A 25,808-nucleotide genomic window follows, 5' to 3' on the forward strand; every position below is an offset into this window, starting at 1 on the left:
CGACCGTGCGCGCCTCGTCCCGACCCCGGACTTTCCTCACCAGGCGTCTCGCGTGCGTCCGACGACCTCGGCGATCGTTCTTGGGCCGCGCGCTCAAGCCTCGCCGGACGTCCAGGGCCGCGCCGGGCACCCGGCCTCGTGAGCGACGTGGTCGTCGCCGGCTCGCGGGCCGTCCCGTCGTGTCGCGCCGTGCCGACGGCACGACGCTGCGCTGAGTCGCGGCAACCTGCGCTGAGTCACGCGGAATCGCGCTGGGTCGCGGAGACCTGCGCTGAGTGGCGGAACCTTGCGCTGACTCGCGGGCAGTTGCGCTGAGTCGCGGGAGGTTGCGCTGAGTGGCGGGAGGTTGCGCTGACTCGCGTCGGGACGGGACGACGGAGCCGGGGGTCGGGGTGGCCGGGCACGGTCGTCCACCCCGAAGTGGAGGGCCCCCTGGGGCCCGTGAACGCGACCGTGCCCGGCCACCCCGACACCCGTCGAGCGCGACCCCCGGCGAGCGCGACGAACGCTGACTCGCGCGCGGGAACGCTGAGTCGCGCTCAGCCCTCCCAGGTGACGTCGAGCGTGATCTCGCCGACGCCGGTGAGGGCCTTGGACACGGGGCAGCCGGCCTTCGCGGCGTCGGCCGCGGTGCGGAACGCCGCCTCGTCGACACCGGAGGCGTAGCCGCGGACGGTGAGGGCGATGGTGGTGATCTGCGGGGCGCCGGACGAGTCGGCACCGAGGGTGACGTCGGCGGTCACCTCGACCTGCTCGGGGGTGCCACCGACCTTGCCGAGCTCGCCGGAGAACGCCATGGCGTAGCACGACGAGTGCGCGGCGGCGATGAGCTCCTCCGGGCTGGTGACGCCCTCCGCCTCGTCGGCGGCGCGGCGCGGGAACGACACGTCGAAGGTGCCGGTGCCGGAGCTGGTGAGCTCGAGCTGGCCGGAGCCTTCCATGAGGGTGCCGTTCCAGGCGGTGCGGGCGGTACGGACGGGCATGACGTGCTCCTTCGCGGGGTACGGCAGGGACTGACCGACCGTACCCCGCGCGGGGCGGGTCAGGGCGAGCCGAGGTCGAGCGCGTCGTCGGCGACGGCGACGACGGTCCACACGTTGCCGTCGGCGTCGGAGAGCTCGTAGGCGGGCACCAGGAGGGTGGCGCGGTCGGTGCGGTGCTCCTGGGCGAGACCGAGGCGGGCGTCGGTGATGGTGATGTCGCTGACGGGCCAGGGCAGGGGGTCGCCGGCGGTGGGCGGGGCGGGCGGGGTGGTGGGGCCGGAGTCCTGGGGCTCGACCATGAAGCGGGTCTCGAGGGTGGGGCCGAGGGTGACGGGCCACAGGTTCTGCCCGAACCGGGGGTCGCCGAGGCGTTCGACGGCCTCGGCGGGGCTGACGACGGGGTAGGTGCCGAGCTCGGTGCGGGCGGCGAGGAACCCGTCGAGCCAGGCGATGCCCTCGGTGGAGACGGTGGCGCTCCAGGTCGCGCCGGTGCGCTGACCGTCGACGACCTCGTGGGCGGTGACCCAGCGGGTGCCGGGCTCGCCGTCCTGCGAGGGCTCGAACTCGAAGCCGTCGGGGTCGACGCCGAGTCGTTCCATGACGTCGCGCAGCCCGGCGACGGCTTTCTTGGCCGACACGTTCCCCTCAGGCTCGGTGCACACCTGGTCGCCGTCGATCGCGGGCTGCTCCATCTCGGCCAACTCCTGGGCACTCGCTGTCTCGCAGCGCCACGGGTCGGCGGCGGGGTCGTGGTAGCTGAGGTAGGCGGTGGAGTCGGCGGACAGCCAGAGGGTGGGTCCGTCGCCGTCCTGGGGCCCGACGGACCAGGAGCCCCAGTCCCAGCGGGGTTCGCCGGCGACGCCGAGGGCGGCGGCGGCCCGGGCGGCACCGTCCTTCGTCGCGACGTCGGTGGCGTCGTAGGCGTAGGCGGCGGCCTCGGTGCCGCTGGTGGACAGCCCCTCCTGGGAGAAGGCGGCACGGCCGTCGAACCAGCTGGGCACGGCGGTGTCGTAGGACGTCGCGGAGTCCCCGGCGACGGTGGAGTTCTCGGCGGCGAGCCCGTCGGCGGCGACGCGGCCGGCGGGCGCGGGCGCGGGTGCCATCTCGTTCGCGCCCTGCGGACCTGCACCGCCGAGCGTGACGGGGGGAAGCGCGTCGGACGCGGGAGCCGCGCCGTCCGCCGTCGCGGCGCCGACGGCGTACCCGCCGCCTCCCAGGACGACCGCGCCGGCGACGGCGGCGGCGACGAGGCCGGCGGTGCGGCGACGCCGACGGTGGGCGAGCTCGTCGGGCGGGGCGGCCGGGGTCCCGGTGGGGGTGGCGTGCGCGGCGGTGCCCGGGACGGTCTCCCGGGGTGAGTCGTCGGTGCGGCCGCCGGTCAGGGCGTCCACCTTGGCGCGCAGCACGCCCTCGCGGGTCGTGGTGCCGTCGGCGGGGTCGGCCCCGGTGAGCCGGTCGTAGGCCTCGTCTCGTGCGTCCATGTCGGTGGTCCTCCTCACGCGTCGTCGTTCGCGGCTCGTGCCGCCGTGCCGGTCGGGTCGTCCCCGGTGGTGCGCCCGGTGTCGTCGCCGGTCCGTTCGACGTCGGCCCAGGCGGTGCGCAGCCGGGCACGGGCGCGGGACAGGGCGGCGTCGGCACCGCCGCGGGTCACGCCGAGGACGGCGGCGAGGTCGTCGCCGCCGAGGCCGTCCCACGCGACGAGCAGCAGGACGCGGCGGTCCCGGGCGGAGAGGCGTCCGAGGACGGCACGGACGCGGTCGTCGTCGAGGGCGAGCTCGGCGGGGTCGACGTCGTCGGGTTCCTCGGGGACGGCGGCGACGGGCAGCGCGCGGGCCTTGCGGCGGTGGTTCGCGAGGACGTACCCGGCGGTGCGGTACAGCCACGGCAGCTCGCCACCGGTCGGGACGTCGTCGCGGCGGCGCCACGCGGTGGCGAGCACCTCGGCGGCGAGGTCCTCCGCGTCGTCCCGGGACGTCGCGAGGCGACGCACGAAGTAGCGGTGCACGGCCGTGGCGTGCGCGGTGAACAGCGCGTCGAACCAGGCGTCGTCGTGCGGTGGTGGCGCCTCCGTCGTCGTGGTCAACGCTCCTCCTGGCGGTCGTCGTCGATCGCGGGCGCGGGCGCGCCCTCACCCCTCATGTGTGCCGTGCCCGTCCACTCTTGCAGCCGGGACGCCACCATTTCTCCCGGGGACGACGACGACCCCCGACGTGGACACGTCGGGGGTCGTCGTCCGGCCGGTGCGCAGGGGAGTCGTCCGCGCGGCCGGTCCCGGCCGGGGCCGGGGGTCAGGTCAGCAGGTGCCCTGGTCCTCCCAGACGCCCCACTGGCCGGTGGTGCCGGGCTCCTCGCCCGTCGTCCACCACTTGGCCCGCCACTTGTGGCCGTTGTGCACGACGACGTTGCCGCCGGTGTAGACCGCGGAGCGGCTCCACGCGGTGCCGGCGCACGTCGGCGCGGTAGGCGACGGCGACGGGGTCGGCGTCGTGGTGGTGGTCGGCGACGGCGACGGGGTCGGCGACGTGGTGGCCGTCGGCGTCGGCGACGGGGTCGGCGTGACGGTGCCCGGGTTCACCGGGCCCTTGGCGCCAGTGAACAGGCCGGCGGCGACGGCGTCGAGGAGCTCGCCCTGCTCGTCACCGGAGAGGTCCCACCACATGCCGCCACCGAGGCCCTGGGAGCGGATGTACTGCGACTTCTGCGCGATCGTCTGCGGCGTGTCGAGCGACCACCACTGGTCGCCGTTGTAGCGCCACGCGGAACCGGTCGCGGCGTCGTAGTAGCCGGTGCCGAGGTTCTTGAGGATGTCGTAGTCCTCGTTGCCCGCCTCCCACGTGCCGGGGCCGGCGTCGGTGGCGGTGCCCCACGGCTGGGACGACGTGGCGCCCTTCCAGCCGCGACCGTACATGGCCATCCCGAGTCCGAGCTGGGCCGGGTCGATGCCCGCCGAGGTGTACTGCTTGACGGCCTTGTCGACGGAGAACTGCTGCGCGGCCGGGCGGGGGTCCGCCGGGTCGTCGTAGAGGTTGATCTGGTGGCCCGTCAGGGTCTTGTTCCAGGCGCCGTGCAGGTCGTAGCCCTGGATGTTGCCGAAGTCGAGGGACTGGAAGATCCGCGGGTCGTTCCAGCCGCCGGCGGCGATGTCGGCCGGGTTGGCGGGCAGGAACGCGCTGAGCAGGTACTCCTTGCCCGTGGTGGCGCCGTAGGCGTCGAGCTGCTTGCGGAACTCGGCGAGCAGGAGGCGGAAGTTCGCCTTGTCGTTGACGGTGTCGACGTGGTTGCCGACCTCGCCGTTGTTCGAGCCGGGCCACTCCCAGTCGATGTCGATGCCGTCGAACACGCCGGCGGCGGCGCCGGCGCCACCGCGACCGTCGATCGTGGGCAGGTTGCCCTTGATGTAGAGGTTGATGCAGGACGACACGAACTTCTCGCGCGAGGCCTGCGTCGCGGCGGCCTTGGAGAAGTTCTTCGACCAGGTCCAGCCGCCGATGGACAGCATGACCTTGAGGTGCGGGTACTTCGCCTTGAGCTGCTTGAGCTGGTTGAACGAGCCGGCGAGCGGCTGGTCCCACGTGTCGGCGACGCCGGCGACGGAGTTCGCCGCGGTGTAGCCCATGCCGAAGTCGGCCCACGCGTCGCCCGCGCCGTCCGACCCGTTGGGGCCGGTGCCCTGCGCCTTGTTGGCGATGAAGCACTCGAGGGTCTGGTGGTGGATGTTGCCGAAGGAGTAGTTGATGTGGGTCAGCTGCTCCGCGGCACCCGAGGTGACGAGGTCCTGGACCTGGAAGTTGCGGCCGTAGACGCCCCACTGCGTGAAGTACCCGACGTTGCGGTACCCGTTGATGGCGCTGTCGCCGGTCGAGGTCTCGGCCGCCGACGCGCTGGTGGCCGCGACGGCGCCGAGGGCACCGGCGAGCGCGACGGCGGCGCTCGTCAGGGCAGCCACGAGGCGCATCGGCCTGCGTGCTGGTGTGGACATGGTGGTTCCTTCCTGTGGTGCCCGACGTCGGGCGGTGCGGGGAGGCCCGGCCGCGCCGCCTCAGGGGGCGGGCGACGCGACCGGGAGCAGGGGTCGGGTCAGCAGGCGCCCTGGTCGGCCCAGGGGTTGGCGTCTCCGACGGTCGAGGGCGTGTCGCCCTGCGTGTACCACTTGGCCTTCCACGTGCGGCCGGCGTGGGAGACGAGCGCTCCCCCGGTGTAGACCGTCGTGGAGCTCCAGGCGGCGGCGGTGCACTCACCGGTGCCGCCCGTCCCGCCGGTGCCGCCGGTGCCGCCGGTCCCGCCCGTGGGCAGGTCGACGACGGTGACGCCACGCGGGTGGTCGTAGGTGGTGGCGTACTCGGTGCCGTCCACGGTGATCGTCACGTTGGAGAACTGCGCGACGGGCAGCGCCCACTTGAGCTGGTTCGTGATGGAGCCGCCGGCGGGGATGCCTCCGGTCGGGACCGTGAACGTCGCCGTGTGGAAGTTGGCGCCGAGACCGCCGACGTTGGGGCCGCTACGACCCGGGGTCGACGTCGTCTTGTAGCCGGACCAGTCGCTCATCTTGCCCGTGTCGGTGGTGCCGTACTGGAAGGTGACGGTGGCACCGGCGGGGATGTCGGTCGCGCCGTGGTTGGTGAAGACCACCTTGGGCGCGATCGGGTAGTTGCTGTCGCCGAGCGCGAACTCGGTGTACTCGAGGTCGACGTCGAGAGCCTGCGTCGGCATCGCGCGCTCCGCCTTGGTGGCGTCGTAGGCGCCGCCGCCCACGAACTTGGCGTGCATGAGGTCGACGAGCGTGCTGCCCATCTCGTACTGGCCCTTGGCCTGGTCGTACTCGAAGTCGCCCGCGAGCTCCCAGATCATGAGGCCGCCGAGGCCGGTGGAGTTGACGTAGTCGGCCTTGGCGGTGATCGCCTCGGTCGAGTCGCCGGACAGGAACGTCTTGGTCTGCGCGTTCCACCACCACTCGTTCTTCGACACCGGGTCGAAGTGGCGGGTGTAGGTGCCCTCGATGGTGGTGGGGACCTTGTAGGCGGCGGCGTAGTCGCCCACGACGCCCTTCTCGAGGTTGAGGACGTGCCAGATCGGGTTGGCGCCGGCCGGGATGGCGTTGCCCTGCGGGTCGGAGTCGAACCACAGGTTGTCGATGCCGTCGGCACCGTCGCCGCACTTGCCGTTGGTGCCCGCGGGGCAGACGGTGCCCGCGGTGGCGGGGGCGCGGCCGTTCATGCCGTAGGTGCCGCCCTGCACGTTCTGGTGGCCACGGGTGTAGAAGGGCACACCCATGTTGATGCGGCCGCCCTGCATGGCGCCGCGGAAGTAGTGCGCGGCCCAGTCGGCGTTGAGGTAGCCGTTGCCCTCGTAGGCGGTGTACACGCCGCCCGCGGTGAGCTCGGCGTCCTTGCCGTCGTCGAACAGGGCGCCGTTGCCGCCCACGTACTCGTTCCAGGAGCCGTGCAGGTCGTACGTCATCATGTTGACGTAGTCGGCGTACTCGGTGATCTGGTACACCTCCATGCCGCGCAGCAGCCAGCCGGACGACGGCGTGGCGGTGGTGAGCAGGTAGTACTCGCCGTCCTGGGCGCCCGCGGCGTCGAGGTGCTCGCGGAGGGTCTTCATGAGGGCGACGTAGCCGGAGAAGAGCTGCCCGCGCTTGGCGTTGGCGATGGCGAAGTCGTCCGGGTTGCCCGCGTCCTTGTTGGAGGTCGGGTACTCGTAGTCGATGTCGATGCCGTCGAACCCGTAGGTGCGGATCATGTCGACGACCGACTCGGCGAAGACGTCCATGCGGGCCTGCGACTCGGTGAGCGTGTAGAAGCCGCCCGACGCGACGCGGTTGCCGTCGCCGTCGAAGTAGCCGCCGGTCTCGGCCCAGCCGCCGACGGCGGGGAGGACCTTGACGCCCGGGTTGGCCTTCTTGTACTTGGCGAGCAGGTTGAAGTGGCCCGTGTACGGCAGCGTCGGGTCCATCTCGGCGCCCGCGACGCCGGGCCACGTCAAGTCGGTCGCGGAGTTGCCGGGGGCGTCCGCGTTGACCGACACCTTGTAGTCCGGGCCGACGTGCGCGAACGCGTAGTTGATGTGGGAGAGCTTGTCCCAGGGGATGTCGCTCGCCAGGTAGGAGGGCTGGCCGTTCTTGCCGGTGCGCCAGCTCGTGAAGTAGCCGATGACGCGACGGTCGAGGCCGTTGGGGAGGATCTCGCGGCCGTCGGCGTCGTAGACGTCGCAGTAGGGCGTGTCGACGCCCGGGGTGGCGGCCATGCCGTCGGGGCGGCACTTCTCGTCCGGGTTGGTGGTGCCGGGGTCCGTCGTCGGCTCGGGCGAGGGGGTGGTCGTGGCCGTGGGGCTCGGCGACGGCGACGGGGACGCCGTGACGGTCGGGCTGGGCGACGGGGACGGCGACGTCGTGGCGGTCGGCGAGGGCGACGGGGTGGACGTGCCGCCGCAGGCGCCCTGGGAGGCCCAGGCGCCCCAGGCGGTGGAGCCGGGCACCTCGCCCTGGGTGTACCAGCTCGCGCGGTAGTTCTGGCCGCTGTACGAGGCCACCTCACCGCCGCGGTAGACGGTGGCCGCGCTCCACGGGGTGGCGCAGTCGGTGGCGGCCGTGGCGGTCGTCGTCGTGGCGATCGCGGTGAGACCGGTGACGGCGAGTGCGGCGGCGACGCCTGCCGCGGCGATCCTGTGCCGTACCGAGGGTGTTGCTCTCATGGGGGTCTGACTCCTGCTCGCTGGTCGGTCGGTGGAGGCCGAGCACCACGACGGGCCGTGGCCCGCTGTGCTCCTCGTCGAGCACCGTTCAGGGCAAAAGTAAGGACTCTTACCTTTCAAATGGATCAGGGAATCCCACACGAATCGGCCAGGAGGGCCGGTTTTCCGAGTACGTGTTTTCCCGTACTCGGTGAGTGACACCAGTCACTCGTCCGCCGCGCAGGCCGACGACGCCCGCCGGGCAGCAGGTCCGGCTACCGCGCCGGACGCAGCGCCAGCACCACGAGCTCCGAGCGCGACCGCACCCCGAGCTTGCGGAACGCGCGACCCAGGTGGACCTCCACGGTGCGCACCGACACGCACAGCCGCTGCGCCACGTCCCGGTTCGACAGGCCCTCCACGACCAGCCTGGTCACCTCGATCTCCCGCACCGTCAGCAGCTCGGACCAGCCGACCGGGAGCACCAGCTCGTCCGCGCAGGGCATCGCCCGAGCCGCAGCCGGACCCCGCGCAGCCTCGCCCGCCAGCAGCGACGTCGCCCGCGCCACCTCGGACGCCCCGCCCGCCCGGAACGGGGGCAGCACCTCGCGCGAGCCCGCCGCGACCGGCAGCCCACCGCGCCGCAGCGCCGCCACCGCACCCGCGGCGACCTGACGCCGCGGCGCGATCCGGGCCAGGTCGTGCGTCGTGCGGCTGCGCACGCCCTCCCGGTCGTGGTCGAGCCGCCGTCCCACCTCCACCGCCAGCCCGCCCACGACGTGGGCGACCGGCAACCGGGAGGCCGCGTCGTCCAGCACGGCCGACGCCGCCTCGGAGTCGTCCCCGCACAGCAGCACGAGGCTCTGGGCCACCCGCAGGTGTGCCTCCGCCAGCGGGGTCAGCCGTCCGCCCCCGACCACCCAGACACCGCGCCGGGACCAGGCCGGCACGGCCCGGACGGCCGCCAGGGCCAGGACGGTCGCGGCGGCGGCCGGGTCCGCGTCGAGCAGGCGCAGACCTGCGACGACGTCCGCGAGCACGGCCCGGTCCGCCGGCGCGGGCGCGTCCACCGCGACCTGCTCGACCAGGGCCGCCAACGACGCGCCGGGCCCGGCCACCGCGAGGGTCTCGCTCCCGGCGGGCCAGCCGTCCAGCAGCAGGTCGACGGCGACCAGGACCTCGGCGGCCGCCGCCTCCACGGCGCCGGCGCCGCTCCGGCGCGCCCGGTGCAGCCACCGGCGTGCGTCCACGAGGTGACCGCTCCACAGGGCTGCGCGTCCCGCGACCAGGAAGGCCCGCGCACGACGCTCCCCCGTCCCGTGGCTGACCGCCTCGCAGGCGACCTCGTAGGCCGCGAGCGGGTCACCCCGACGCAGGAGCACGCCCGCGAGCTCGACCAGGCCGTCGGCCAGCAGCTCGTCGCCGGTGACGGTGCCGCGGGCGGTGTGCCACAGGGCCACGCCCGTCTCCCCGACGGCACGGGCCGCCCGGGACAGGTCGCGGTGCGCGGCGGTCACGGCGTCGAGGTCGGCCTCGGCCCGCACGCCCTCCAGCCGGGCGGCGTCGACCGGGCGGAACCGTCCGGCGCGGACCTCGAGGATCCCGTCGAGGCCTCCGAGCAGGACGTCGGCGGGGCAGCCCGAGGCCCGGACCAGCACGTCGACGTGGTCGACGACGGCGACGGCGGCCAGCAGGGCGAGCCGGCGCACCGTCGGGTCGCCGGGCGGGGTCGGTCGGGCGGCGAGCGGCAGGTGGTCCGGCAGGTGCGCGGTCCCCGACAGCTGGTCGTGGTCGAGCCCGGCGGCCAGCACGTCGAAGACGTCGCCGTCGCCGTCGCCGAGACGGTCGAGCGCGGCCGCCACGTGCGGCGCCACCGGCGCGCCCGCGGACCTCGGGACCACGGCCAGGGAAGGTCCTCCCGAGTGCGACGTCATCGTCCACCTCCAAGCCTTCCGTACGATGTCATCGCAGGTCACAGGTTTGTCAGGATTCCATCATAAAGCCACCTTCCCGTCACCACGAGTGCTCCGGCGAAACGGGTTCACCCGGTCGCGGGGCCGCCGGCTCCCGCCGCGGGCCGTACTGTGCGGTCATGCCCGACGCGACGGACCGTCACGGGACGCCGCCGGTGGTGCGGCGCGCACCGCACCGCCGCCGTCGCCGCGCCCTCGGCTGGCTGCTCGTCGCGATCCTCGTCGTGGCGGTCGGCGTCGCCGTGTGCGCCGTGCTGATCGTGCGCGACGCCTTCACCGCACGGGACGCGCTCGACGAGGCCGCCGCGGCCGTCCCCGCCGTCGAGCAGGCCGTCCGCGACGGCATGACGGTCCGCGACCCCGACGCCGCGCCGCTCACCGGGACACCGGCCCTGCTCGACCTCCAGCGGTCCACCCAGACGGCTCGCGAGGCGACCGACGGCTGGTTGTGGGCGGCGGCAGCGCACCTGCCGCTCGTCGGGGAGTCCGTCGGCGCCGCGACGACGGTCTCCGCCGTGATCGACGACGTCGCCGACGTGGCCCTGCCCGCCCTGGCGGAGACGGTCGACGCGGCGACCCGGACCGGGCGGACCGAGCAGGGCGGCCTCGACCTCGCCCCGCTGTCGGCGGTGGCGGGCGACGTCACCGCGGCGCGGGAGATGATCGCCGCGTCGGGCGCGGACCTCGCCGCGATCGACACCGCGCACATCCAGGACCGGTTCGCCGAGCCCGTGCAGCTCCTCGACGCCCAGCTCACCGAGCTGGACGTGCTCCTCGCCACCGCCGAGCGCGCGACCGTCCTGCTCCCGGCGCTGCTCGGCGCCGACGGGCCCCGCCGCTACGTGCTGCTGGGGCTGTCCAACGCGGAGCTGCGCGCCGGGGGCGGCATCCCGGGCGCTCTCACCGAGCTCCGCGTCGACGACGGCTCGCTCGGCGTCGGCGCACAGGCGTCGACCGGCGCGTTCGGGCCGTACGCGGAACCGGTGCTGCCGCTCGACCCGGAGGACGAGGCGGCCTACTCCGCACGCCTCGGCCGCTTCGTCCAGGACGTCACGCTCACGCCGGACTTCGCGACGACCGGGCCGCTGGTGGCCGAGATGTGGCAACGGTCCCGCGGCGAGGAGGTCGACGGGGTGCTGGCGACGGACCCGGTCGCGCTGTCCGCGCTGCTGGAGGTCACCGGTCCCGTCGAGATCGACCTGCCGCCCGGGCTCGCGACCGCGCTCGGCACCGGCACGCTGGTCGTCGAGTCGTCGACCGTCGTGGACCTGCTGCTGCGCCGCACCTACGACGTGCTGGACCCCGGGCTCGCGGACCGGTTCTTCGCCGTCGTCGCGGCCGCCGTGTTCGACGAGCTGACGGCGGACGACGTCTCCCCGGCCGCCCTGCTGCCCGCCCTGGAGCGGGTGTCGCACGACCACCGGCTGCTCGTCTGGTCCGCGCGCCCCGACGAGCAGGCCCTGCTCGCCGGCACCCTCGTCGCGGGGACGTTCGCCGACGACCGCGCGCGGGACGCCGTCGGGGTGTTCCTCGACGACCTCGTGGTGGGCAAGCTCAGCGCCTACCTCGACGTGCAGGTCGGCCTCGGGGCGTCGGCGTGCACCGACGCCGTCGGACGCGAGGACACGGTCGAGGTCACGCTGACGAACCGGTTGGACGAGGGCACGGCGCAGGACCTGCCGTCGTACGTCGCCGGCCCCGAGGGCGACCCGGACCGGGGCCGCATGCTGCTCACCGTGTCGGCGTACGGACCCCGCGACGGCGGCCTGCCGCGGCTGGCCCGGGACGGCGGCACGGTCGGGGGCGACACCCTCGAGGTGCACGGTCGCCAGCGGGTCGCGATCACCGTCGACCTGCGGCCCGGGGAGTCCACGGTGGTCGCCGTCACGGTGCCCGCCACGGCCGCGGGCGCACGCGGGGAGGGCTCCGCGGCGCCGGGCACGCTGGAGGTCTGGACGACGCCTACCGTCTCCGCCCCGGGACTGCACGTGCTCGACGTCCCGCGCTGCGGGTGAAACCTCTCTTTCTGCGCGGTTTCACCCGCACCGGACGGTCCGGGCACCCTCCCTCGTCACTAGCGTGGAAGCACTCTGCACGTCGCAGGGGCCGACCAGGAGGGCAGCCGGATGAGTCGACGAGGAGCGGTGCGCAGACGCGCGATGGCGGGGACGGGGCTCGCCGTGGCGCTGCTCCTCGGTGGGGCGGGGACGGCGTTCGCGGACATCGACCCCGAGCCCTCACCCGGGACGTCCGACGACGTGGACGGGTACGCCCCCGAGCCGGTGCTGACGGTGGGGCTGGTGGATCCGGTCTGCGACGGCGACGTCCCCTACCTGCGGTACGCGGTGAGCGTCGAGAACCTCGAGGACCCGCCGGACACCGTGACGATCACCTGGGTGAACCCGGGCGGCGCGAACGTCGTGCAGCCGGACCTGCCGCTGTCCGGCCGGGTCCTGTGGCCGGGTGCGGTGGTCGGCGACGACGGCACGGCGCTCGACTGGCCGGGCTGGCGCCTGGAGGACGGCGTCTGGGTCGAGGGCGACGAGTTCGACTGGGTGCGGCCCAGCGTGGGACTCGAGTTCGAGGTGAACCCGACGGCGACGGCGACCGTCGGCTACCCCGAGTCGTCCCCGGCGTGCGCCACCCCGCCCGGCGAGACCCCGCCCCCGGAGACGACCCCGCCGGGCGAGCCGGGTGACACCCCGACCCCGGGGACGTCGACGACCGAGCTCCCGCGCACGGGCGCCGAGGTGGCCGGCCTCGTCGCGCTGGCCGTCGGCCTCGTGGCCGCCGGTACCGCCGCCGTCCTCGCCGTCCGGCGCCGCCGCACCACCGAGGACTGACCCCCCACGAACCACCGCCGGCCCCGACGCGCACCCGTCGGGGCCGGCGGTGCCTGCGCCCGGGCGCGTGAGGGTCGGCTCAGGTCTCCAGCAGCAGCGTGATCGGGCCGTCGTTGACCAGCTCGACCGCCATGTCGGCGCCGAACACGCCGGTGGCGACCTCCAGGCCCCGACCACGCAGGTCCGCGACGACCGCGTCGACGAGCGGCTCGGCGACGGGCCCGGGCGCGGCGGCCTGCCAGGTGGGGCGGCGGCCCTTGCGGGCGTCGCCGTAGAGCGTGAACTGGCTGACGACGAGCACGGGCGCGCCCTCGTCGGCGGCCGACCGCTCGCCGCGCAGGATGCGCAGCTCCGCGACCTTCCGGGCGATCGTCGCCGCGTCGTCGGGGCCGTCGTCGTGCGTGACGCCGACGAGCACCACGAGCCCGGGACGCTCGATCTTCCCGACGACCTCCCCGTCGACGGTCACGCTCGCGCGGGTCGCCCGCTGCACCACGGCCCTCATGCCTGCTCCTCCCCGGCCGGCCGGCCGGTCGTCGTGGACGGCCCGAACGCCGCCCGCACCTCGCCCACGGACCGGCCGCCGCCGAGCACCGGCGTCCGCGCGAGCGCGTCCAGGGCGTCCGGGTCGACGCCGGGGACGTCGGCCGCGCCGGCGGCCCGCAGCGCGCGGGCCAGCACCGCCGGGCGCGGACGCGAGGCGCCGTCGAGCACCTTGAAGGCGAGCGCCGCTCCGCCGGGCAGCGCGGCCGCGTACACGCCGTCCGCGCCGTCCTTCGCGATCGCGCCCGGCACGGCGCGCATGGCCGCCGTCGCGTCCCGGTGCTCCCCCGCGACCAGCTCGGGGTGGGCGGACATCGCCGCGACGACGCGCGCCTCGGGCGACCCCTCAGGGGCCGTGACGAGCCGGGCGAACCCGCGGGCCAGACCGGTGAGGGTGGTGGAGAACAGCGGGGCCCCGCAGCCGTCGACGGTGGCGTGCTCCGCCCCGTCGGGGCCGCACAGCTCGGCGACCGCGGTCCGCACCGCCTGCTGGAGCGGGTGGTCGGGCGCCAGGTAGCCGTCCGTCGGCCAGCCGGCCGCGACGCACGTGGCGAGCATCGCGGCGTGCTTGCCGGAGCAGTTCTGGGTGAGCCGGTCCGGGCCGTGCCCCGCGGCCTGCCAGGTGACAGCGGTCGCCGGGTCGAGCGGCAGGTCGGGCGTGTTGGCCAGCGCCCGGGGGTCGAGCCCGGCGTCCTGCAGGACCTGTCGCGCGATCGCCACGTGCCGCACGGTGCCGTCGTGGCTCGCGGCGGCCAGCGCCAGCCGGCGAGGTCGCAGGTCGAGCCCGGCGCGCAGCATCGCGACGGCCTGCACGGGCTTCAGCGAGGAGCGCGGCCAGATCGTCGTCGTCGGGTCGCCGACGGCGAGGACGACGTCCCCCGTGGCGTCGAGCACGACCAGGTGGCCGAGGTGCACGGACTCGACGAGGTCGCCGCGGACGACCTCGGCGAGCGGTGCCGCACCCCGGGCGACGGCGGCCGTCACCAGCCGCTGGGGCGCTGCGGGCGTCCCCGGCCGGTGCCGTACGGCTGCAGGCGCGGGCGGACGTCCACGAGGTAGACGATCGCGGCGACGCAGGCGATGAGGTTGAGGAAGCTGCGCGAGGTCACCATGAGGGGCGGCAGCCCGAGGAACCCGATCGCGGTCGCCACCCCGAGGATGAGCAGCCAGATCGGCTTCGTCAGCTTGCCCTCGGACGTGAAACCGCGCGCGGGCCGGCGCAGCGCGTCGACGAGCGCGTAGACCTGCACGACGAAGACGACCACCGCCAGGGCGATCAGGACGTACATCTGGAGGTTGCCGATCACGCGCCCAGGCTACGGCAGGACGCGCAGCCCGTGGGACCGCGCGGCGGCGGCGACGCCGTCGTCCCACGCCGCGACCAGGGTGTCCGGCCCGGCGACGGCCAGCGCGCTGGCGAGGTGGACGGCGTCGGCGCCGCGCAGCGGGTGCGGGCCCGCGGCGAGCGTGGACGCCTCGCCGGCGAGCGCCTCGGTCAGCTCGACGCGGTGCAGCGCCGGCCACAGTCCGTCCCAGCGCTCGGTGGCGCGGCGGCGGGCCGGCTCGTCGAGGACCCCCGCCCGGCCGCCGGCGGCGAGCGTGGCGCGCAGCTCGACGTCGGACAGGCAGGACGTCACCACGACGTCGGCGCGGTTCCACAGGGCGCTGGCGAGCTCCGACCCGGGCTCGCGGACGCAGAGCTTCACCAGGGCGCTGGCGTCGAAGTAGACGAGGGCCATGGGGTCAGCGACGGATGCGCCGGACGAGACCCGACAGCGCCGACGTGCCGCGGGCGGCCGACGCCGCGACGGGCTGCTGCTCCGGGGCCGGGACGGCGTGCAGCGGCCGGGTGGTGCGCGCGGGCGTCACCAGTCCCTCCCGCACCAGCTCCGACAGCAGGTCCGCGCTGCCCACGCCGGTCAGTCGGGCGACGGGGACGCCCCGGTCGGTGATGACGACCTCCTCGCCCGCTCGGGCCTTCTCGATCCACGACTTGAGCTCGGCACGCAAGGCACTGACGGCGACCTCCATGACCGGTGACGCTACCGCAGACGACACCGTGCGAACAGGTGCACCGGCACGGCGGCACGGCGCGTCGCGGAACCTCACCCTGGTCGGGCGCCGGCGACGGTGCCGTGGCAGGCTCCCACCCAAGGGTGAGCGACCAGGAGGCAGCCGCGTGGACGCGCAGACGGCAGATCCGAGAGCACTTCCGCAGTCCAAGGTCTGGGCGATCTTCGCCGGGCTGATGCTCGCGATGCTCCTCGCGGCCCTCGACCAGACCATCGTGTCCACGGCGCTGCCGACCATCGTCAGCGACCTCGGCGGGGCCGACCACCTGTCGTGGGTCGTCACGGCCTACATGCTGGCGTCGACGGCGACCACCGTGCTGTGGGGCAAGCTCGGCGACCTGCTGGGCCGCAAGGAGCTCTTCATCCTCTGCATCGTCATCTTCCTCGTCGGGTCGATGCTGTGCGGGACGTCGACCACGATGGGGCAGCTCATCGGCTGGCGGGCGCTCCAGGGCGTCGGCGGCGGCGGGCTGATGGTGCTCAGCCAGGCGATCATCGGCGACGTCGTCTCGCCGCGGGAGCGCGGCCGCTACCAGGGGCTGTTCGGCGCCGTGTTCGGCGTGTCGTCGGTGGCGGGGCCGCTGCTCGGCGGGTTCTTCGTCGACAACCTGTCGTGGCAGTGGGTGTTCTACATCAACGTGCCGATCGGCGTCGTGGCTCTGGTCGTGGTGGCGTCGGTGCTGCCCCGGATCACGCCGGGCACGCGCCCGCGGATCGACTACGGGGGCATCCTCCTGCTCGCGTTCGTGTCGACGTCGATCGTGCTCGTGACGAGCCTCGGCGGCACCGTGTGGGGCTGGGACTCGGTGACGACGTACGCCTGGGCCGTGGCCGGTGTCGTCGCCCTGGTGGCGTTCCTCCTCGTGGAGCGGCGCGCGACCGAGCCGGTGCTGCCGCTGCGCCTGTTCTCCAACAAGGTGTTCAGCGTCGCCGCGGTCGTCGGGTTCGTGTCCGGCTTCGCGATGTTCGGCGCCATCACCTACCTGCCGCTGTACCTCCAGACCGTCAAGGGCTCCACCCCCACGGCGTCGGGCCTGGAGATGACCCCGATGATGCTGGGTCTGCTGCTCACGTCGATCGTCTCCGGCCAGCTCATCACGCGGACCGGCCGGTACAAGCCGTACCCGATCATCGGGACGGCGACCACCGCCGTCGGCCTGTACCTGCTGTCCCTCATGGACCGCGACACGTCCACCCTGCAGGCGGCCGCGAGCATGTTCGTCCTCGGCCTGGGGCTGGGCCTCGTCAACCAGGTGCTCGTCATCGCCGTGCAGAACGCCGTCGCCTACCGCGACCTCGGCACCGCGACGTCCGGCGCGACCTACTTCCGCACGATCGGCTCGTCGGTGGGCGTCGCCGTGTTCGGCACGATCTTCGCCAACCGGCTCGCGACCAACCTCACCACCGCGCCGCCCGCCGGCGCGACGGACGCGTGCTCGCCCGACGCGCTGGAGGCCAGCGTCGCGGGGATCGCGCAGTGCCCGCCGGAGGTGCAGGGCTGGTTCCTCGACGGCTACACGGAGACCCTCCAGACGGTGTTCCTGTTCGCCGTGCCGGTCGCGCTGGTCGCGTTCGCCTTCGCCTGGCTGCTCCCCCAGGTGGAGCTGCGCACCGCGACCCGCGACACGGAGCCCACCGAGTCGGCGGGCCGCGCCGCGGGCGAGGCGTTCGCGCTGCCGTCGAGCCGCACCTCCCTGGAGGAGCTGCGCATGATCCTGTGGCGGCGCGTCGGTGCGGCCGACCCGCTGCGCGTCTACGAGATCACCGCCCAGGACGCCGACCTGTCGCCCGAGGAGGCGTGGATGGTGACCCGCGTCGCGCTCAAGCGGACCCGCGACGTGGGGACGATGGCGGAGCGGGCGCACGTCTCGCCCGCGACGGTCCGCGCCATCGCCGCGGGTCTGGCGGCTCGCGGGATCGTCGCGGTCGACGGCGACACGGTACGGGCCACCGACCAGACCGACCTCGCGGCGGAGGTGCTGCGCGAGGCGGAGCGCCGGCGCATCCAGCAGCTCGTCCGCGAGTGGCCGGGCGACGAGCCGGAGATCGACGAGCTCGCCGACGAGGTCGCCGCCGTCCTGGGCCGCGACCCGGAGGACTCCGCCGTCTGATCCTCAGAGCTCGGGGAGGAGCGCCCGCGCGTCCCGCGGGTCCGCGCCGGACGCCTCCAGGAGGTCGACCAGCGGCGAGCGCAGCAGCAGCGCCAGGGACGCCACGCGCAGGTCGCCGCCGCCGAGGGAGTGCGGGTCCGCCTGCCGCGCCGTGGCGGTGAGGACGTCCAGCGCCCGCTCGGTCGACGTGCCCGCGGCGAGCGCACCCGCGAGGAGCCGCACGCCCGCGGCCGCCCGCTCCAGGACCTCGGCGGTCTGGCCGACGGCGGGCCAGGAGCCGTCGGGGCCGACGACGGTCGGGGCGCGGCGGGCCAGGAGCCGCACGCTGCGCATGGCCCGGTCCACCAGGACGGCCTGCGCGGCCAGCCGGACGATGTCGTCGCGTCGGGCCCGGTTGACGCTCACCCGCGCCATCTCCGCCGACCGGTGGGCGGTCTGGATCCAGTCCGCCAGCACCGGCTCCGACGCCCGGCCCCGCACCAGCGCGGACGCCAGCTCGTCGACGTCCGTGCCGTGCAGGCCGCGTGCCACCGACTCCAGGGTCTCCGCGAGCTCGGTCGTGGCCTCGCCCGCGACGACGCGCAACCGGCGGCGCGGGTCGTCGGGGGTCAGCAGCGTCACGGCGAGCGCGACGGCGCCGCCCACCAGCGCGTCGGTCCAGCGGCCCACCGGGCCGTCCGCCGCGATGGCAGCGGGCAGCCCGACCACGACGATCGCCTGGACGCCCGCCTGCGTGACGAGCAGGGGGCCGCGGTCGACGAACCGCGCGAGCATCGCGGAGACCGCGAGCACCACGGTGAGCTGCCACCAGCCGGACCCGATGAGGTGGACGACGAGGTCGCCCATGCCGATGCCGAGCGCGACGCCGACGGCGACCTCCGCCACGCGGCGCAGCTCGCGGTCGAACGAGAAGCCGAGGCACACCCAGGCCGCGACGGCCGCGAAGAACGGCTGCGCGTGCCCGAGCGCGTAGTGGGCGATCGCGTACGCGATCCCCGCGGCGAGCGACGCCTGCACGATCGGCCAGAAGCCGGTCCGCACCCGTCCGACGCCCTGCCGCAGGCGGACGCGCCGCACCAGCGACCGGAGCGCGGCCCCCGCGGCGTCGCCCGCCGTCGGCTCGGGTGCGTCGCTCACGGGCGGGTCACAGGAGGCTCTGCGTGCCGCCGCTGCCGCGCGGGGTCAGGCCCCGCATCGTGTCGCCCCGCGCCTCGGGCCGGTCCGCGGACACGCCCTCGCCGGGCACGACGACCTCCTGCGTGGCCGCGACCGCGACCTGCTCGGCGTCGGGGCCGGGTCCCACAGGGCCCACGACGGCCAGCACGGCGTCCTCGGGCACGTTCCGCTTGACCACGGCGAGCGCGACGGGGCCGAGCTCGTGGTGCCGGGCCACGGTGGTGACGACACCGACGACCTTGCCGTCCGGACCGTCGAGGCGGACCTCCGCCCCGGCCTCGGGCACGACGTGCAGCGAGCCGTCGAGATGGAGCTGCACGAGCCGGCGCGGCGGGCGGCCGAGGTTGTGGACGCGCGCGATCGTCTCCTGGCCGCGGTAGCAGCCCTTGTGCAGGTGCACGGCGGTGCGCAGCCAGTCGAGCTCGTGCGGGACGGTGCGGTCGTCGACCTCGCGCGCGAGCCGGGGCCGCCACGCCTCGACGCGCAGCGCCTCGGTCGCCCAGGTGCCGGCGAGGCGTCGGCCCGCGGCCTCACGCTCCGCGACGGCGGCGGCGAGGTCGTCGCGCGGCACGAGCACGAGCCGCCACGGACGGTCCGCACCGGGGTGCTCCTCGGCCGGGACGCCGTAGCGGGTGCCGCCGGGCGCGACGCGCGGCCAGGCGTCCCGCCAGGTCACGGGCTCGTCGGGGCCGCCCTCGGCGTCCACGGGCTCGCCCAGGGCCGCGTACGCGCCCGTGACGTCGTCGATGTCGACGCGCATCATGAACCGCATGCGGGTGAGCCACGCGACGAGCGGGTCGACGTGGTCGCGCTCGGTCACGAGCCAGGTGGACGTGCCGTCGTCGACGACGGCCAGGGCGTGCTCGACCCGCCCCTGCGGGGAGAGCACGAACAGCTCGGTGGAGGTGCGCGGCGGCAGCGCCTGCACGTCCTGCGAGGTGATGGAGTGCAACCAGGTGAGGCGGTCCGGGCCCGTGAGCCGCACGACCCCGAGGTGGGACTGGTCGACGACCGCCGCACCGCGGACGAGCGCGCGCTGCTCCGCGACCGGGTCGCCGTAGTGCCAGGCGACGCCGGCGTCGGGTCCGGCGGCGGCGACCGCACCGGTCCGGTCGAGCAGCGGGCTGCGGTACGTCACAGCCGGTCGAGCTCCCCGGACGCGTACGAGCCCATCGGGTGCCCGAAAGCGGCGAGCTCCTCGACCCACAGCAGCCTGCCCTCGACGTTGCCGTAGAGCCGCTTGGCGGCGGTCACCTCGGCAGCCGTGGAGGTGCGGGCCACGAAGTCCGTGGCGAGGTCGACGCGGCCGTCGCCGACGGCACCGAGGAACAGCGACAGGCGGCCGGAGGCGTCGGTGACGAGGACCTCGACGACGTGCTTGTCGTCGGGCAGACCCTCGGGACGCTCCGACGAGATGCGCCAGTAGCCGGTCTCGGTGGACCAGACGGTGTCGAAGCCGGCGTCGTCGCCCGCCTCGCCGTCCGGGACCTCGCCGTCCGCCGCGGCGCCGGAACGGACGCGCAGCGTCGACTCGAACCGCAGGTACGGGCCGCCGTCGTGGTCGAAGACGAGCTCCTGCACGAAGGGCGTCTCGTCGATGCCCTCGTACTTGACCACGCCCGTCCCCGCCCACCGGCCGACCAGCCAGGCGAGCGGGTACACCTCGGGCGCGAGGCCGTCGGGGAAGGCGAAGGGCATCAGCGCTGGCCCTGGAACAGCTTGTAGACGACGTACCCGGCGAACCAGGTGATCACGCCGACGGTGACCACCAGGAGGCTGGTGAAGAAGATCTCGAGCGCGTGGATCGACATGGTCGAATGGTACCCACGGCCGTGCCGCTAGGGTCGCGCTATGACCGACACCACACCGCCGCGCACGCTCGTGATCAAGTCGACCTCGGGCACCGACCGCCCCGAGGCCGCCAACCAGGCGCTGACGGTGGCGGCGGCCGCGGTGGCCGCGGGCGTCGAGGTGTCCCTGTGGCTCACGGGCGAGGCGGCGTGGTTCGGCGTCCCGGGGCGGGCCGCCGACCTGGAGCTCGACCACGCGGCGCCCGCCGCCGACCTCCTGGAGGCCGTGCTGACCGCCGGGACGGTCACGGTGTGCACGCAGTGCGCGGCCCGGCGCGGCATCACCGAGGACGGCGTGCTGCCGGGGGTGCGGGTCGCGGGCGCCGCGGTGTTCGTCGAGGAGTCGCTGCGCCCGGGCGCCCAGGCGCTCGTCTACTGAGCGGCCGGCAGGGACCGGTCAGGCGGCGCGGCGCCGCAGCCGGCCCAGCAGCAGGTAGGCCTCGCACCCGAGGCACAGGCCGAGGGTCGCGTTGAGGGCGGCCGCGAGGAAGGCGACGCCCGCGGCCCACGGCACGACCGCCGTCGCACCGGCGAGACCCGCCACGACGCCGACGCCCGTCACGACCAGACCCACGAGCTGCGCGAAGCGCGGCGGGGCGACGTCCTCCAGCTCCGTGGGCGGCGCCAGGCGCGGGCGCACGAGCACGCGGAACAGCCAGCCCTGCCACGTCGCCTGCGGCCCCTTGACGGCGCCCGGCACGAACGAGAGCGCCACGAACGCGAGCAGCACGAGCGCGGGGGCGGTCCCGCCCATCAGGACGACGACGGCGAGCAGCGCCGCGGTGATCCCGGCGCCCACGCGGGGGCCGCGGGGGTCGATGCCGGTACGGGTGGTCGCGGTCGTCACGGGATCCTCCTCGGGGAACGGGCGGTGGCGTCCACGGCCGCGAGCGCCTCGCGTGCCTGGACGGGGGACATCGTGCCCGACGCGCGGGCCACCTCGGTACCCGTCGCGTCCAGGACGAGCACGGTGGGGGTGCGCAGCATGCGGGCCCGGCGCACCAGGTCGGGGCGCTCGTCGACGTCGACCTCGACGTGCACGACGCCGGGCTCGGCGTCCCGCACGGCGGTGAGGGTGCGCGCGGTGGCGCGGCAGGAGGAGCACACCTGGGCGGACAGCTGGAGGAACGTCGCGCGTTCCCCGAGGGTCGCGCCGGCCGTCGCGACCTCGTCGCGCCACGTCCCGGCGGCCTCGTCCCCGGCGGGCGCGGCGGTCGTCCGCACCCGTCCCTGCGCGCGGCGCCACACCAGGCCCACGAGCACCGTCACCACCACGACGACCGCCAGGGTCGTCCACTGTGCGGGCATGTCCGCACCTCCTTCGTCCCGGGCGGGAACATATCGGTTTGCATGAATGTTCCCCGGGTCGTCGCCCGGGGCTCCGTCCTCGGCGCGTCACGCGCCAGACCCGTGCCCCCTCACGCCGCCCCTCAGGAGGCCCACGATGCCCGATGCGCCCACCAGGACCTGGAACGACCTCGTCATCCCCGCCCCGGGGAGGTACGACCTCGACGAAGCGCACAAGCGCATCGGCTTCCTCGCCATGCACATGATGGTCAGCCCCGTGCGCGGCGAGTTCGGCTCCGGGTCCGCGACCATCCACGTCGCCGAGGACCCCCTCGACTCCTGGGTGACCGCCACCATCGACGCCGCGTCGATCTCGACGCACCTCGACGACCGCGACACCCACCTGCGCAGCCCGGACTTCCTGGACGTGGAGAACTTCCCCACGATCGAGTTCCGCTCCCGCGGCATCGAGTGGCAGCCCGCCCCCGACCCGATCTTCTCCTGGGCGATGCTCAAGCGCAGCAGCCCCGGCCGCCTCGGCCTCCAGCGCGAGCCCGGGAGCAGCGCCAAGTTCGTCCTGCACGGCGACCTGACGATCCGCGGCGTCACGCGGCCCGTCGCGCTCGACGCCGAGTTCGGCGGCGCCGGGACCGACCCGTACGGCCGCAACATCTTCGGGTTCAGCGCCACCGCCGAGTTCGAGCGGGAGCAGTTCGGCCTGCTGTGGAACGTCGCGCTCGAGACCGGCGGCGTGCTCGTCGCCAAGAAGGTCCGCATCGAGCTCGCCGGCGAGGCGATCCGCGCCGCATGACCCCTGGCAGGCCCGGCGGGCCCGACCCTCAGGCGACGAGACGCCCCACGACGAGCACCAGCATGCCCGTGACCGTCACCGGCACCGCGACCGCGGCCGTCGCCGCGCGGCGGCGCGCCAGCGTGGGCTGGCGGTCGAACAGGAACCTCAGCGCGGCCGCCACCAGGCCGGCCACCAGGCCGACGACGAGCCCCAGGACGGGCTCCACCTCCGGCAGCGCCGACGCCGCACCGACGCCCGCCCCGGCGCCGAGGGCCGCCGCGAGCAGCGAGCCCGTCCAGCCCGCCGCCACCGGCAGGGCCGAGACCGCGGAGGCCACCGCCAGGGCGACGGCGCTCGTCGTCACCAGGTCCTCGCCCGCGTCCGTGCGGGCCGCGGCGACCCAGCCCGCCGCGCACACCGCCACCACGATCCCCGCCGTGGTGCCGCTCACCGACTCCACCAGACGAGGTCGGCCGCCGCGCCGCAGCATCTGCGCGACGAACGCCAGCACCAGGGACAGGGCGATCACGGCCGGCAGGTTGCGCAGCACCGGCTCCCCCTCGGTGAACCACGTGACCGCCAGACCGCCCAGGCCCGCGACCAGCACCACGAGCGTCGTCGCACCCTCGGCCGGGAGCCGCAGCAGCGACGCCCAGCCCCACGCGAGCAGCAGCACCAGCAGCGCGGCGGCGCCCGTCGTCCACAGCGGTCCGACGAACGACGCGACCGCCAGGAGGGTGGCGAGCACGGCGGTCGTCACGGCACGGGAGGTCACGGTCACGAGGTCGAGTCTCCCATGATGGGCCGTTGTGACCTGTCGCTCACGGCACGGTACCTTTGCCACCAGCAGCAACGGGAGGAGCACGCGTGGCCGAGCTGTTGATCCTGACTCCGGCGACCGGCGGATCGGTCGAGGTGCTGCCCGCACTCGGCCTTCTCACGCACAAGGTGCGCGTGCTGCCGATGGAGCCGTCCGCCCTGGTGGACGCACCGGACGCCGACGTCGTCCTGCTCGACGCACGGCGTGACCTGGTGGCCGCCCGGACCACCTGCCGGCTCCTGCACGCCACCGGACTGACGGTGCCGCTCGTGCTGATCCTCACCGAGGGCGGCCTCACCGTCGTCAACCACGAGTGGGGTGCCGACGACCTCCTGCTGGAGACCGCCTCCCCCGCCGAGGTCGAGGCCCGCCTGCGGCTCGTCGTCGAGCGGTCCGCCCGCGGTCCGGCCGAGGACTCCCCGCAGGAGATCTCCGCCGGTGAGCTCGCCATCGACGCCGGCGGGTACACCGCCCGGCTGCGCGGCCGCCCCCTCGACCTCACCTACAAGGAGTTCGAGCTCCTCAAGTACCTCGTGCAGCACCCCGGCCGCGTCTTCACCCGCGCCCAGCTGCTCCAGGAGGTCTGGGGATACGACTACTACGGCGGCACCCGCACCGTCGACGTCCACGTGCGGCGCCTGCGCGCCAAGCTCGGGCCCGAGCACGAGCAGCTCATCGGCACCGTCCGCAACGTCGGCTACCGGTTCGACCCGCCCAAGGAGCGCGCCGCCGACGGCGGCAGCGACCCCGGCACGCACGGGTCCGCCGCGCCGGTCACGTCCGGCGGCTGAGCCGACGAGGCCGTCAGCCGGTAGGTTGCGGACGTGACCGCCATGTCCGACGCCTCCGACTACACCAGCGCCCTGGTCGACGGACCGTGGCGCCACGAGTTCGTGCCGGCCAACGGCTCACGTTTCCACGTGGCCACCGCCGGACCCGACCGGACCCACGGCGACGACCGGCCGCTCGTCCTCCTCCTGCACGGCTACCCGCAGTTCTGGTGGACCTGGCGCCACCAGCTCGCCGGGCTCGCCGACTCCGGCGTCCGCGTCGCCGCCATGGACCTGCGCGGCACCGGCGCGTCCGACAAGCCGCCGACCGGCTACGACGTCCCCACCCGCACCCGCGACGTCGCCGGCGTCGTGCGGTCCCTCGGCCACGAGCACGCCGTCGTCGTCGGCTGCGGGACCGGCGGGATCCTCGCCTGGGCGACGGCCGCGCTGCAGCCCGGCATCACCGCCGGCGTCGCCGCGCTGTCCGCACCCCACCCGCTGCGCCTGCACGTCCCGCCGCGCCGCCTCCTCACCCCGGCCGCGCGCCGCCTCCTCGCCCTCACCCTGATCCCGTCGTGGCCCGAACGACGGCTCGTCGACGGACGCGGCGTCGACGCCGTGCTGGCCGCCGGCGGCGGCCCGGCCCTGCCGGAGGACGTGCTCGCCCGCTACCGCGACGTCCTGCGCATCCCGTTCGCCGCGCACAGCTCGACGGAGTCCGTGCGCTGGCTGACCCGCACGTCCGTCCGCCCCGACGGCCGCCGCTACCTCGCCGCGCTCCGCCGTCCCGTCGACGTCCCCGTCCTGCAGCTCCACGGCGCCGAGGACGCGTTCTGGCGCCCCGAGAGCGCCGACGTCGACGGCGCCGCCCTCGCCCGGCGGTTCCGGTTCGAGGTCGTGCCCGACGCCGGGCACCTCCTGCCCGAGCAGGCACCCCGCCAGGTCACCGAGCTCCTCACCGACTGGCTCAAGCCCGTCCTCGCCGGCGAGTGACGGCCGGCGGCACCCGCCGGCCGGTCAGCCCCGCGGCCCCGGCCGCACGAGCTTCGCCGCCGCCACCGGGTCCACCTCCCCCACACCCGCCGACGGGCACCACCGCGCCACCGGGCACGCCCCGCACGCCGGCCGCCGCGCATGGCACACCCGGCGCCCGTGCCACACCAGGTGATGGCTCAGCATCGTCCAGTCCCGCTTCTCGAACAGCTCACCGACGGCGTGCTCCACCTTCACCGGGTCCTCCTCCGTGGTGAGGCCCAGCCGCCGCGACAACCGCCCGAAGTGCGTGTCCACCGTGATCCCCGGGATCCCGAACGCGTTGCCCAGCACCACGTTCGCCGTCTTGCGACCCACCCCCGGCAACGTCACCAGGTCCGCCAGCCGCGGCGGCACCTCACCGTCGAACCGCTCCACCAGCGCCTGCGCGAGACCGATCGTCGCCCGCGTCTTCGCCCGGAAGAACCCCAGCGGCCGCAGGACCTCCTCCATCTGGGCCGGGTCCGCCGCCGCCAGCGCCGCCGCGTCCGGCCAGCGCGCGAACAACGTCGGCGTCGTCGCGTTCACCCGCACGTCCGTCGTCTGCGCCGACAGCACCGTCGCCACCAGCAGCTCCAACGGCGTCGTGAAGTCCAGCTCCGCGCGCGCGTCCGGGTACGTCTCGGCCAGCACCCGGTCGATCTTCCGCGCACGGCGGACGAGGGACAGGTGGGACTCACCGGACGCGATAGGCTGCTGGCGCTTCACCGTGGGCACCACCGCAGCGTATCCACCGCCTCCGACGTCGGCCCGACGCGCCCTCCGGGAACTCCTGGCGCGCCCCGGCCGTTCTCCCCTCGGCCGTCGACGCGACGAGCCTTCCGGGCGCGGAACTCCCTGGTGAGGCAGACTGAGACCTGGAACACACTTTTGTGCGCAC

Annotated in this window: 25 protein-coding genes; 7 read left to right on the forward strand and 18 right to left on the reverse strand. The window is 74.9% G+C overall.

What is annotated here, in order from left to right; genetic code table 11:
- Window positions 1-539 precede the first annotated feature (539 nt).
- From ATJ88_RS15705 to ATJ88_RS15730, 6 genes are all read right to left on the reverse strand, one after another.
- Window positions 540-983, reverse strand: a complete 444-nt coding sequence (locus tag ATJ88_RS15705) for an OsmC family peroxiredoxin (protein WP_098464632.1) — start codon at window positions 981-983, stop codon at window positions 540-542.
- Between the two features lie 59 nt (window positions 984-1,042).
- Window positions 1,043-2,464 (reverse strand): hypothetical protein, encoded by a 1,422-nt coding sequence (locus tag ATJ88_RS15710; protein ID WP_098464633.1) that lies wholly within the window; start codon window positions 2,462-2,464, stop codon window positions 1,043-1,045.
- 14 nt (window positions 2,465-2,478) lie between these two features.
- Window positions 2,479-3,066 carry an RNA polymerase sigma factor gene (locus ATJ88_RS15715; RefSeq protein WP_098464634.1) on the reverse strand — a complete coding sequence of 196 codons (588 nt, stop codon included), beginning with the start codon at window positions 3,064-3,066 and terminating at the stop codon, window positions 2,479-2,481.
- Window positions 3,067-3,276: 210 nt separating this feature from the next.
- Window positions 3,277-4,962 carry a glycosyl hydrolase family 18 protein gene (locus ATJ88_RS15720; protein ID WP_245852484.1) on the reverse strand — a complete coding sequence of 562 codons (1,686 nt, stop codon included), beginning with the start codon at window positions 4,960-4,962 and terminating at the stop codon, window positions 3,277-3,279.
- A gap of 98 nt (window positions 4,963-5,060) precedes the next feature.
- The gene (locus ATJ88_RS15725; RefSeq protein ID WP_098464636.1) at window positions 5,061-7,676 is read right to left on the reverse strand and encodes a glycosyl hydrolase family 18 protein; all 2,616 of its coding nucleotides are present in this window, start codon (window positions 7,674-7,676) and stop codon (window positions 5,061-5,063) included.
- A gap of 254 nt (window positions 7,677-7,930) precedes the next feature.
- A complete protein-coding gene (locus ATJ88_RS15730) occupies window positions 7,931-9,556 on the reverse strand; it encodes a helix-turn-helix transcriptional regulator (protein ID WP_098464637.1) in 1,626 nt (541 codons plus the stop codon).
- A 191-nt stretch (window positions 9,557-9,747) separates the two neighbouring features.
- Between ATJ88_RS15730 and ATJ88_RS15735 the strand changes: the two genes are divergently transcribed.
- Window positions 9,748-11,643 carry a DUF4012 domain-containing protein gene (locus ATJ88_RS15735; RefSeq protein WP_098464638.1) on the forward strand — a complete coding sequence of 632 codons (1,896 nt, stop codon included), beginning with the start codon at window positions 9,748-9,750 and terminating at the stop codon, window positions 11,641-11,643.
- A 129-nt stretch (window positions 11,644-11,772) separates the two neighbouring features.
- Window positions 11,773-12,471 carry an LPXTG cell wall anchor domain-containing protein gene (locus ATJ88_RS15740; protein ID WP_170023670.1) on the forward strand — a complete coding sequence of 233 codons (699 nt, stop codon included), beginning with the start codon at window positions 11,773-11,775 and terminating at the stop codon, window positions 12,469-12,471.
- Window positions 12,472-12,550: 79 nt separating this feature from the next.
- Here the strand turns inward: ATJ88_RS15740 and dtd are convergent, their stop codons facing one another.
- From dtd to ATJ88_RS15765, 5 genes are read right to left on the reverse strand one after another with little or no spacing between them, the layout of a single operon-like run.
- Window positions 12,551-12,976: a D-aminoacyl-tRNA deacylase gene (gene dtd / locus ATJ88_RS15745; RefSeq protein ID WP_098464640.1), complete on the reverse strand. Its 426-nt coding sequence runs from the start codon at window positions 12,974-12,976 to the stop codon at window positions 12,551-12,553.
- Entirely contained in the window at window positions 12,973-14,001 is a 1,029-nt protein-coding gene (locus ATJ88_RS15750) for an asparaginase (RefSeq protein ID WP_098465415.1), read from the reverse strand. Before ATJ88_RS15750 ends, dtd begins: the two co-directional genes overlap by 4 nt.
- Window positions 13,995-14,321: a DUF2516 family protein gene (locus ATJ88_RS15755; protein WP_098464641.1), complete on the reverse strand. Its 327-nt coding sequence runs from the start codon at window positions 14,319-14,321 to the stop codon at window positions 13,995-13,997. Before ATJ88_RS15755 ends, ATJ88_RS15750 begins: the two co-directional genes overlap by 7 nt.
- Before the next feature lie 9 nt (window positions 14,322-14,330).
- Complete coding sequence (locus tag ATJ88_RS15760) at window positions 14,331-14,753, reverse strand: type II toxin-antitoxin system VapC family toxin (RefSeq protein WP_098464642.1); 423 nt, start codon at window positions 14,751-14,753, stop codon at window positions 14,331-14,333.
- A 4-nt stretch (window positions 14,754-14,757) separates the two neighbouring features.
- Window positions 14,758-15,045 (reverse strand): type II toxin-antitoxin system Phd/YefM family antitoxin, encoded by a 288-nt coding sequence (locus tag ATJ88_RS15765; protein WP_098464643.1) that lies wholly within the window; start codon window positions 15,043-15,045, stop codon window positions 14,758-14,760.
- A gap of 148 nt (window positions 15,046-15,193) precedes the next feature.
- Between ATJ88_RS15765 and ATJ88_RS15770 the strand changes: the two genes are divergently transcribed.
- A complete protein-coding gene (locus ATJ88_RS15770) occupies window positions 15,194-17,197 on the forward strand; it encodes an MDR family MFS transporter (RefSeq protein WP_245852486.1) in 2,004 nt (667 codons plus the stop codon).
- 3 nt (window positions 17,198-17,200) lie between these two features.
- Here the strand turns inward: ATJ88_RS15770 and ATJ88_RS15775 are convergent, their stop codons facing one another.
- The 3 genes from ATJ88_RS15775 to ATJ88_RS15785 are packed head-to-tail and all read right to left on the reverse strand — an operon-like array spanning window position 17,201 to window position 20,071.
- Window positions 17,201-18,334, reverse strand: coding sequence for an FUSC family protein (locus ATJ88_RS15775; protein WP_098464645.1), 1,134 nt, complete (start codon window positions 18,332-18,334; stop codon window positions 17,201-17,203).
- Window positions 18,335-18,341: 7 nt separating this feature from the next.
- A complete protein-coding gene (ygfZ, locus tag ATJ88_RS15780) occupies window positions 18,342-19,511 on the reverse strand; it encodes a CAF17-like 4Fe-4S cluster assembly/insertion protein YgfZ (RefSeq protein ID WP_098464646.1) in 1,170 nt (389 codons plus the stop codon).
- Complete coding sequence (locus ATJ88_RS15785; RefSeq protein WP_098464647.1) at window positions 19,508-20,071, reverse strand: heme-binding beta-barrel domain-containing protein; 564 nt, start codon at window positions 20,069-20,071, stop codon at window positions 19,508-19,510. The genes ygfZ and ATJ88_RS15785 overlap by 4 nt, the downstream gene beginning before the upstream one ends.
- A gap of 153 nt (window positions 20,072-20,224) precedes the next feature.
- Here ATJ88_RS15785 and ATJ88_RS15790 point away from each other — a divergent pair, with 153 nt between their 5' ends.
- Window positions 20,225-20,602 (forward strand): DsrE family protein, encoded by a 378-nt coding sequence (locus ATJ88_RS15790; protein WP_098464648.1) that lies wholly within the window; start codon window positions 20,225-20,227, stop codon window positions 20,600-20,602.
- Between the two features lie 18 nt (window positions 20,603-20,620).
- Here ATJ88_RS15790 and ATJ88_RS15795 read toward each other — a convergent pair whose 3' ends face one another.
- Window positions 20,621-21,070, reverse strand: a complete 450-nt coding sequence (locus tag ATJ88_RS15795; RefSeq protein WP_098464649.1) for a DUF4395 domain-containing protein — start codon at window positions 21,068-21,070, stop codon at window positions 20,621-20,623.
- On the reverse strand, window positions 21,067-21,531 hold the full coding sequence (locus tag ATJ88_RS15800; RefSeq protein WP_098464650.1) for a thiol reductase thioredoxin: 465 nt from the start codon (window positions 21,529-21,531) through the stop codon (window positions 21,067-21,069). Before ATJ88_RS15800 ends, ATJ88_RS15795 begins: the two co-directional genes overlap by 4 nt.
- Window positions 21,532-21,667: 136 nt before the next feature.
- On the opposite strand from ATJ88_RS15800, the gene ATJ88_RS15805 reads away from it, so the two are divergent.
- Window positions 21,668-22,321: a YceI family protein gene (locus ATJ88_RS15805; RefSeq protein WP_098464651.1), complete on the forward strand. Its 654-nt coding sequence runs from the start codon at window positions 21,668-21,670 to the stop codon at window positions 22,319-22,321.
- A 28-nt stretch (window positions 22,322-22,349) separates the two neighbouring features.
- On the opposite strand, the gene ATJ88_RS15810 is transcribed toward ATJ88_RS15805, so the two are convergent.
- Window positions 22,350-23,084 (reverse strand): hypothetical protein, encoded by a 735-nt coding sequence (locus tag ATJ88_RS15810; protein ID WP_098464652.1) that lies wholly within the window; start codon window positions 23,082-23,084, stop codon window positions 22,350-22,352.
- Window positions 23,085-23,170: 86 nt separating this feature from the next.
- Here ATJ88_RS15810 and ATJ88_RS15815 point away from each other — a divergent pair, with 86 nt between their 5' ends.
- On the forward strand, window positions 23,171-23,914 hold the full coding sequence (locus ATJ88_RS15815; RefSeq protein ID WP_098464653.1) for a winged helix-turn-helix transcriptional regulator: 744 nt from the start codon (window positions 23,171-23,173) through the stop codon (window positions 23,912-23,914).
- Window positions 23,915-23,956: 42 nt separating this feature from the next.
- Window positions 23,957-24,889: an alpha/beta fold hydrolase gene (locus ATJ88_RS15820; RefSeq protein ID WP_098465416.1), complete on the forward strand. Its 933-nt coding sequence runs from the start codon at window positions 23,957-23,959 to the stop codon at window positions 24,887-24,889.
- A 24-nt stretch (window positions 24,890-24,913) separates the two neighbouring features.
- Here ATJ88_RS15820 and nth read toward each other — a convergent pair whose 3' ends face one another.
- Window positions 24,914-25,645: an endonuclease III gene (gene nth, locus ATJ88_RS15825; protein WP_098465417.1), complete on the reverse strand. Its 732-nt coding sequence runs from the start codon at window positions 25,643-25,645 to the stop codon at window positions 24,914-24,916.
- Between the last annotated feature and the right edge of the window lie 163 nt (window positions 25,646-25,808).

The organism is Isoptericola jiangsuensis, assembly GCF_002563715.1.
Taxonomy (GTDB): Bacteria; Actinomycetota; Actinomycetes; order Actinomycetales; family Cellulomonadaceae; genus Isoptericola; species Isoptericola jiangsuensis.

Coding starts and splice junctions, on each gene's coding strand:
- ATJ88_RS15735 (WP_098464638.1), top strand. CDS start 9,748: ATGCCCGACGCGACGGACCGTCACGGGACGCCGCCGGTGGTGCGGCGC.
- ATJ88_RS15710 (WP_098464633.1), bottom strand. CDS start 2,464: ATGGACGCACGAGACGAGGCCTACGACCGGCTCACCGGGGCCGACCCC.
- ATJ88_RS15800 (WP_098464650.1), bottom strand. CDS start 21,531: ATGCCCGCACAGTGGACGACCCTGGCGGTCGTCGTGGTGGTGACGGTG.
- dtd (WP_098464640.1), bottom strand. CDS start 12,976: ATGAGGGCCGTGGTGCAGCGGGCGACCCGCGCGAGCGTGACCGTCGAC.
- ATJ88_RS15820 (WP_098465416.1), top strand. CDS start 23,957: ATGTCCGACGCCTCCGACTACACCAGCGCCCTGGTCGACGGACCGTGG.
- ATJ88_RS15765 (WP_098464643.1), bottom strand. CDS start 15,045: ATGGAGGTCGCCGTCAGTGCCTTGCGTGCCGAGCTCAAGTCGTGGATC.
- ATJ88_RS15805 (WP_098464651.1), top strand. CDS start 21,668: ATGCCCGATGCGCCCACCAGGACCTGGAACGACCTCGTCATCCCCGCC.
- ATJ88_RS15720 (WP_245852484.1), bottom strand. CDS start 4,962: ATGTCCACACCAGCACGCAGGCCGATGCGCCTCGTGGCTGCCCTGACG.
- ATJ88_RS15790 (WP_098464648.1), top strand. CDS start 20,225: ATGACCGACACCACACCGCCGCGCACGCTCGTGATCAAGTCGACCTCG.
- ATJ88_RS15785 (WP_098464647.1), bottom strand. CDS start 20,071: ATGCCCTTCGCCTTCCCCGACGGCCTCGCGCCCGAGGTGTACCCGCTC.
- ATJ88_RS15725 (WP_098464636.1), bottom strand. CDS start 7,676: ATGAGAGCAACACCCTCGGTACGGCACAGGATCGCCGCGGCAGGCGTC.
- ATJ88_RS15705 (WP_098464632.1), bottom strand. CDS start 983: ATGCCCGTCCGTACCGCCCGCACCGCCTGGAACGGCACCCTCATGGAA.
- ATJ88_RS15760 (WP_098464642.1), bottom strand. CDS start 14,753: ATGGCCCTCGTCTACTTCGACGCCAGCGCCCTGGTGAAGCTCTGCGTC.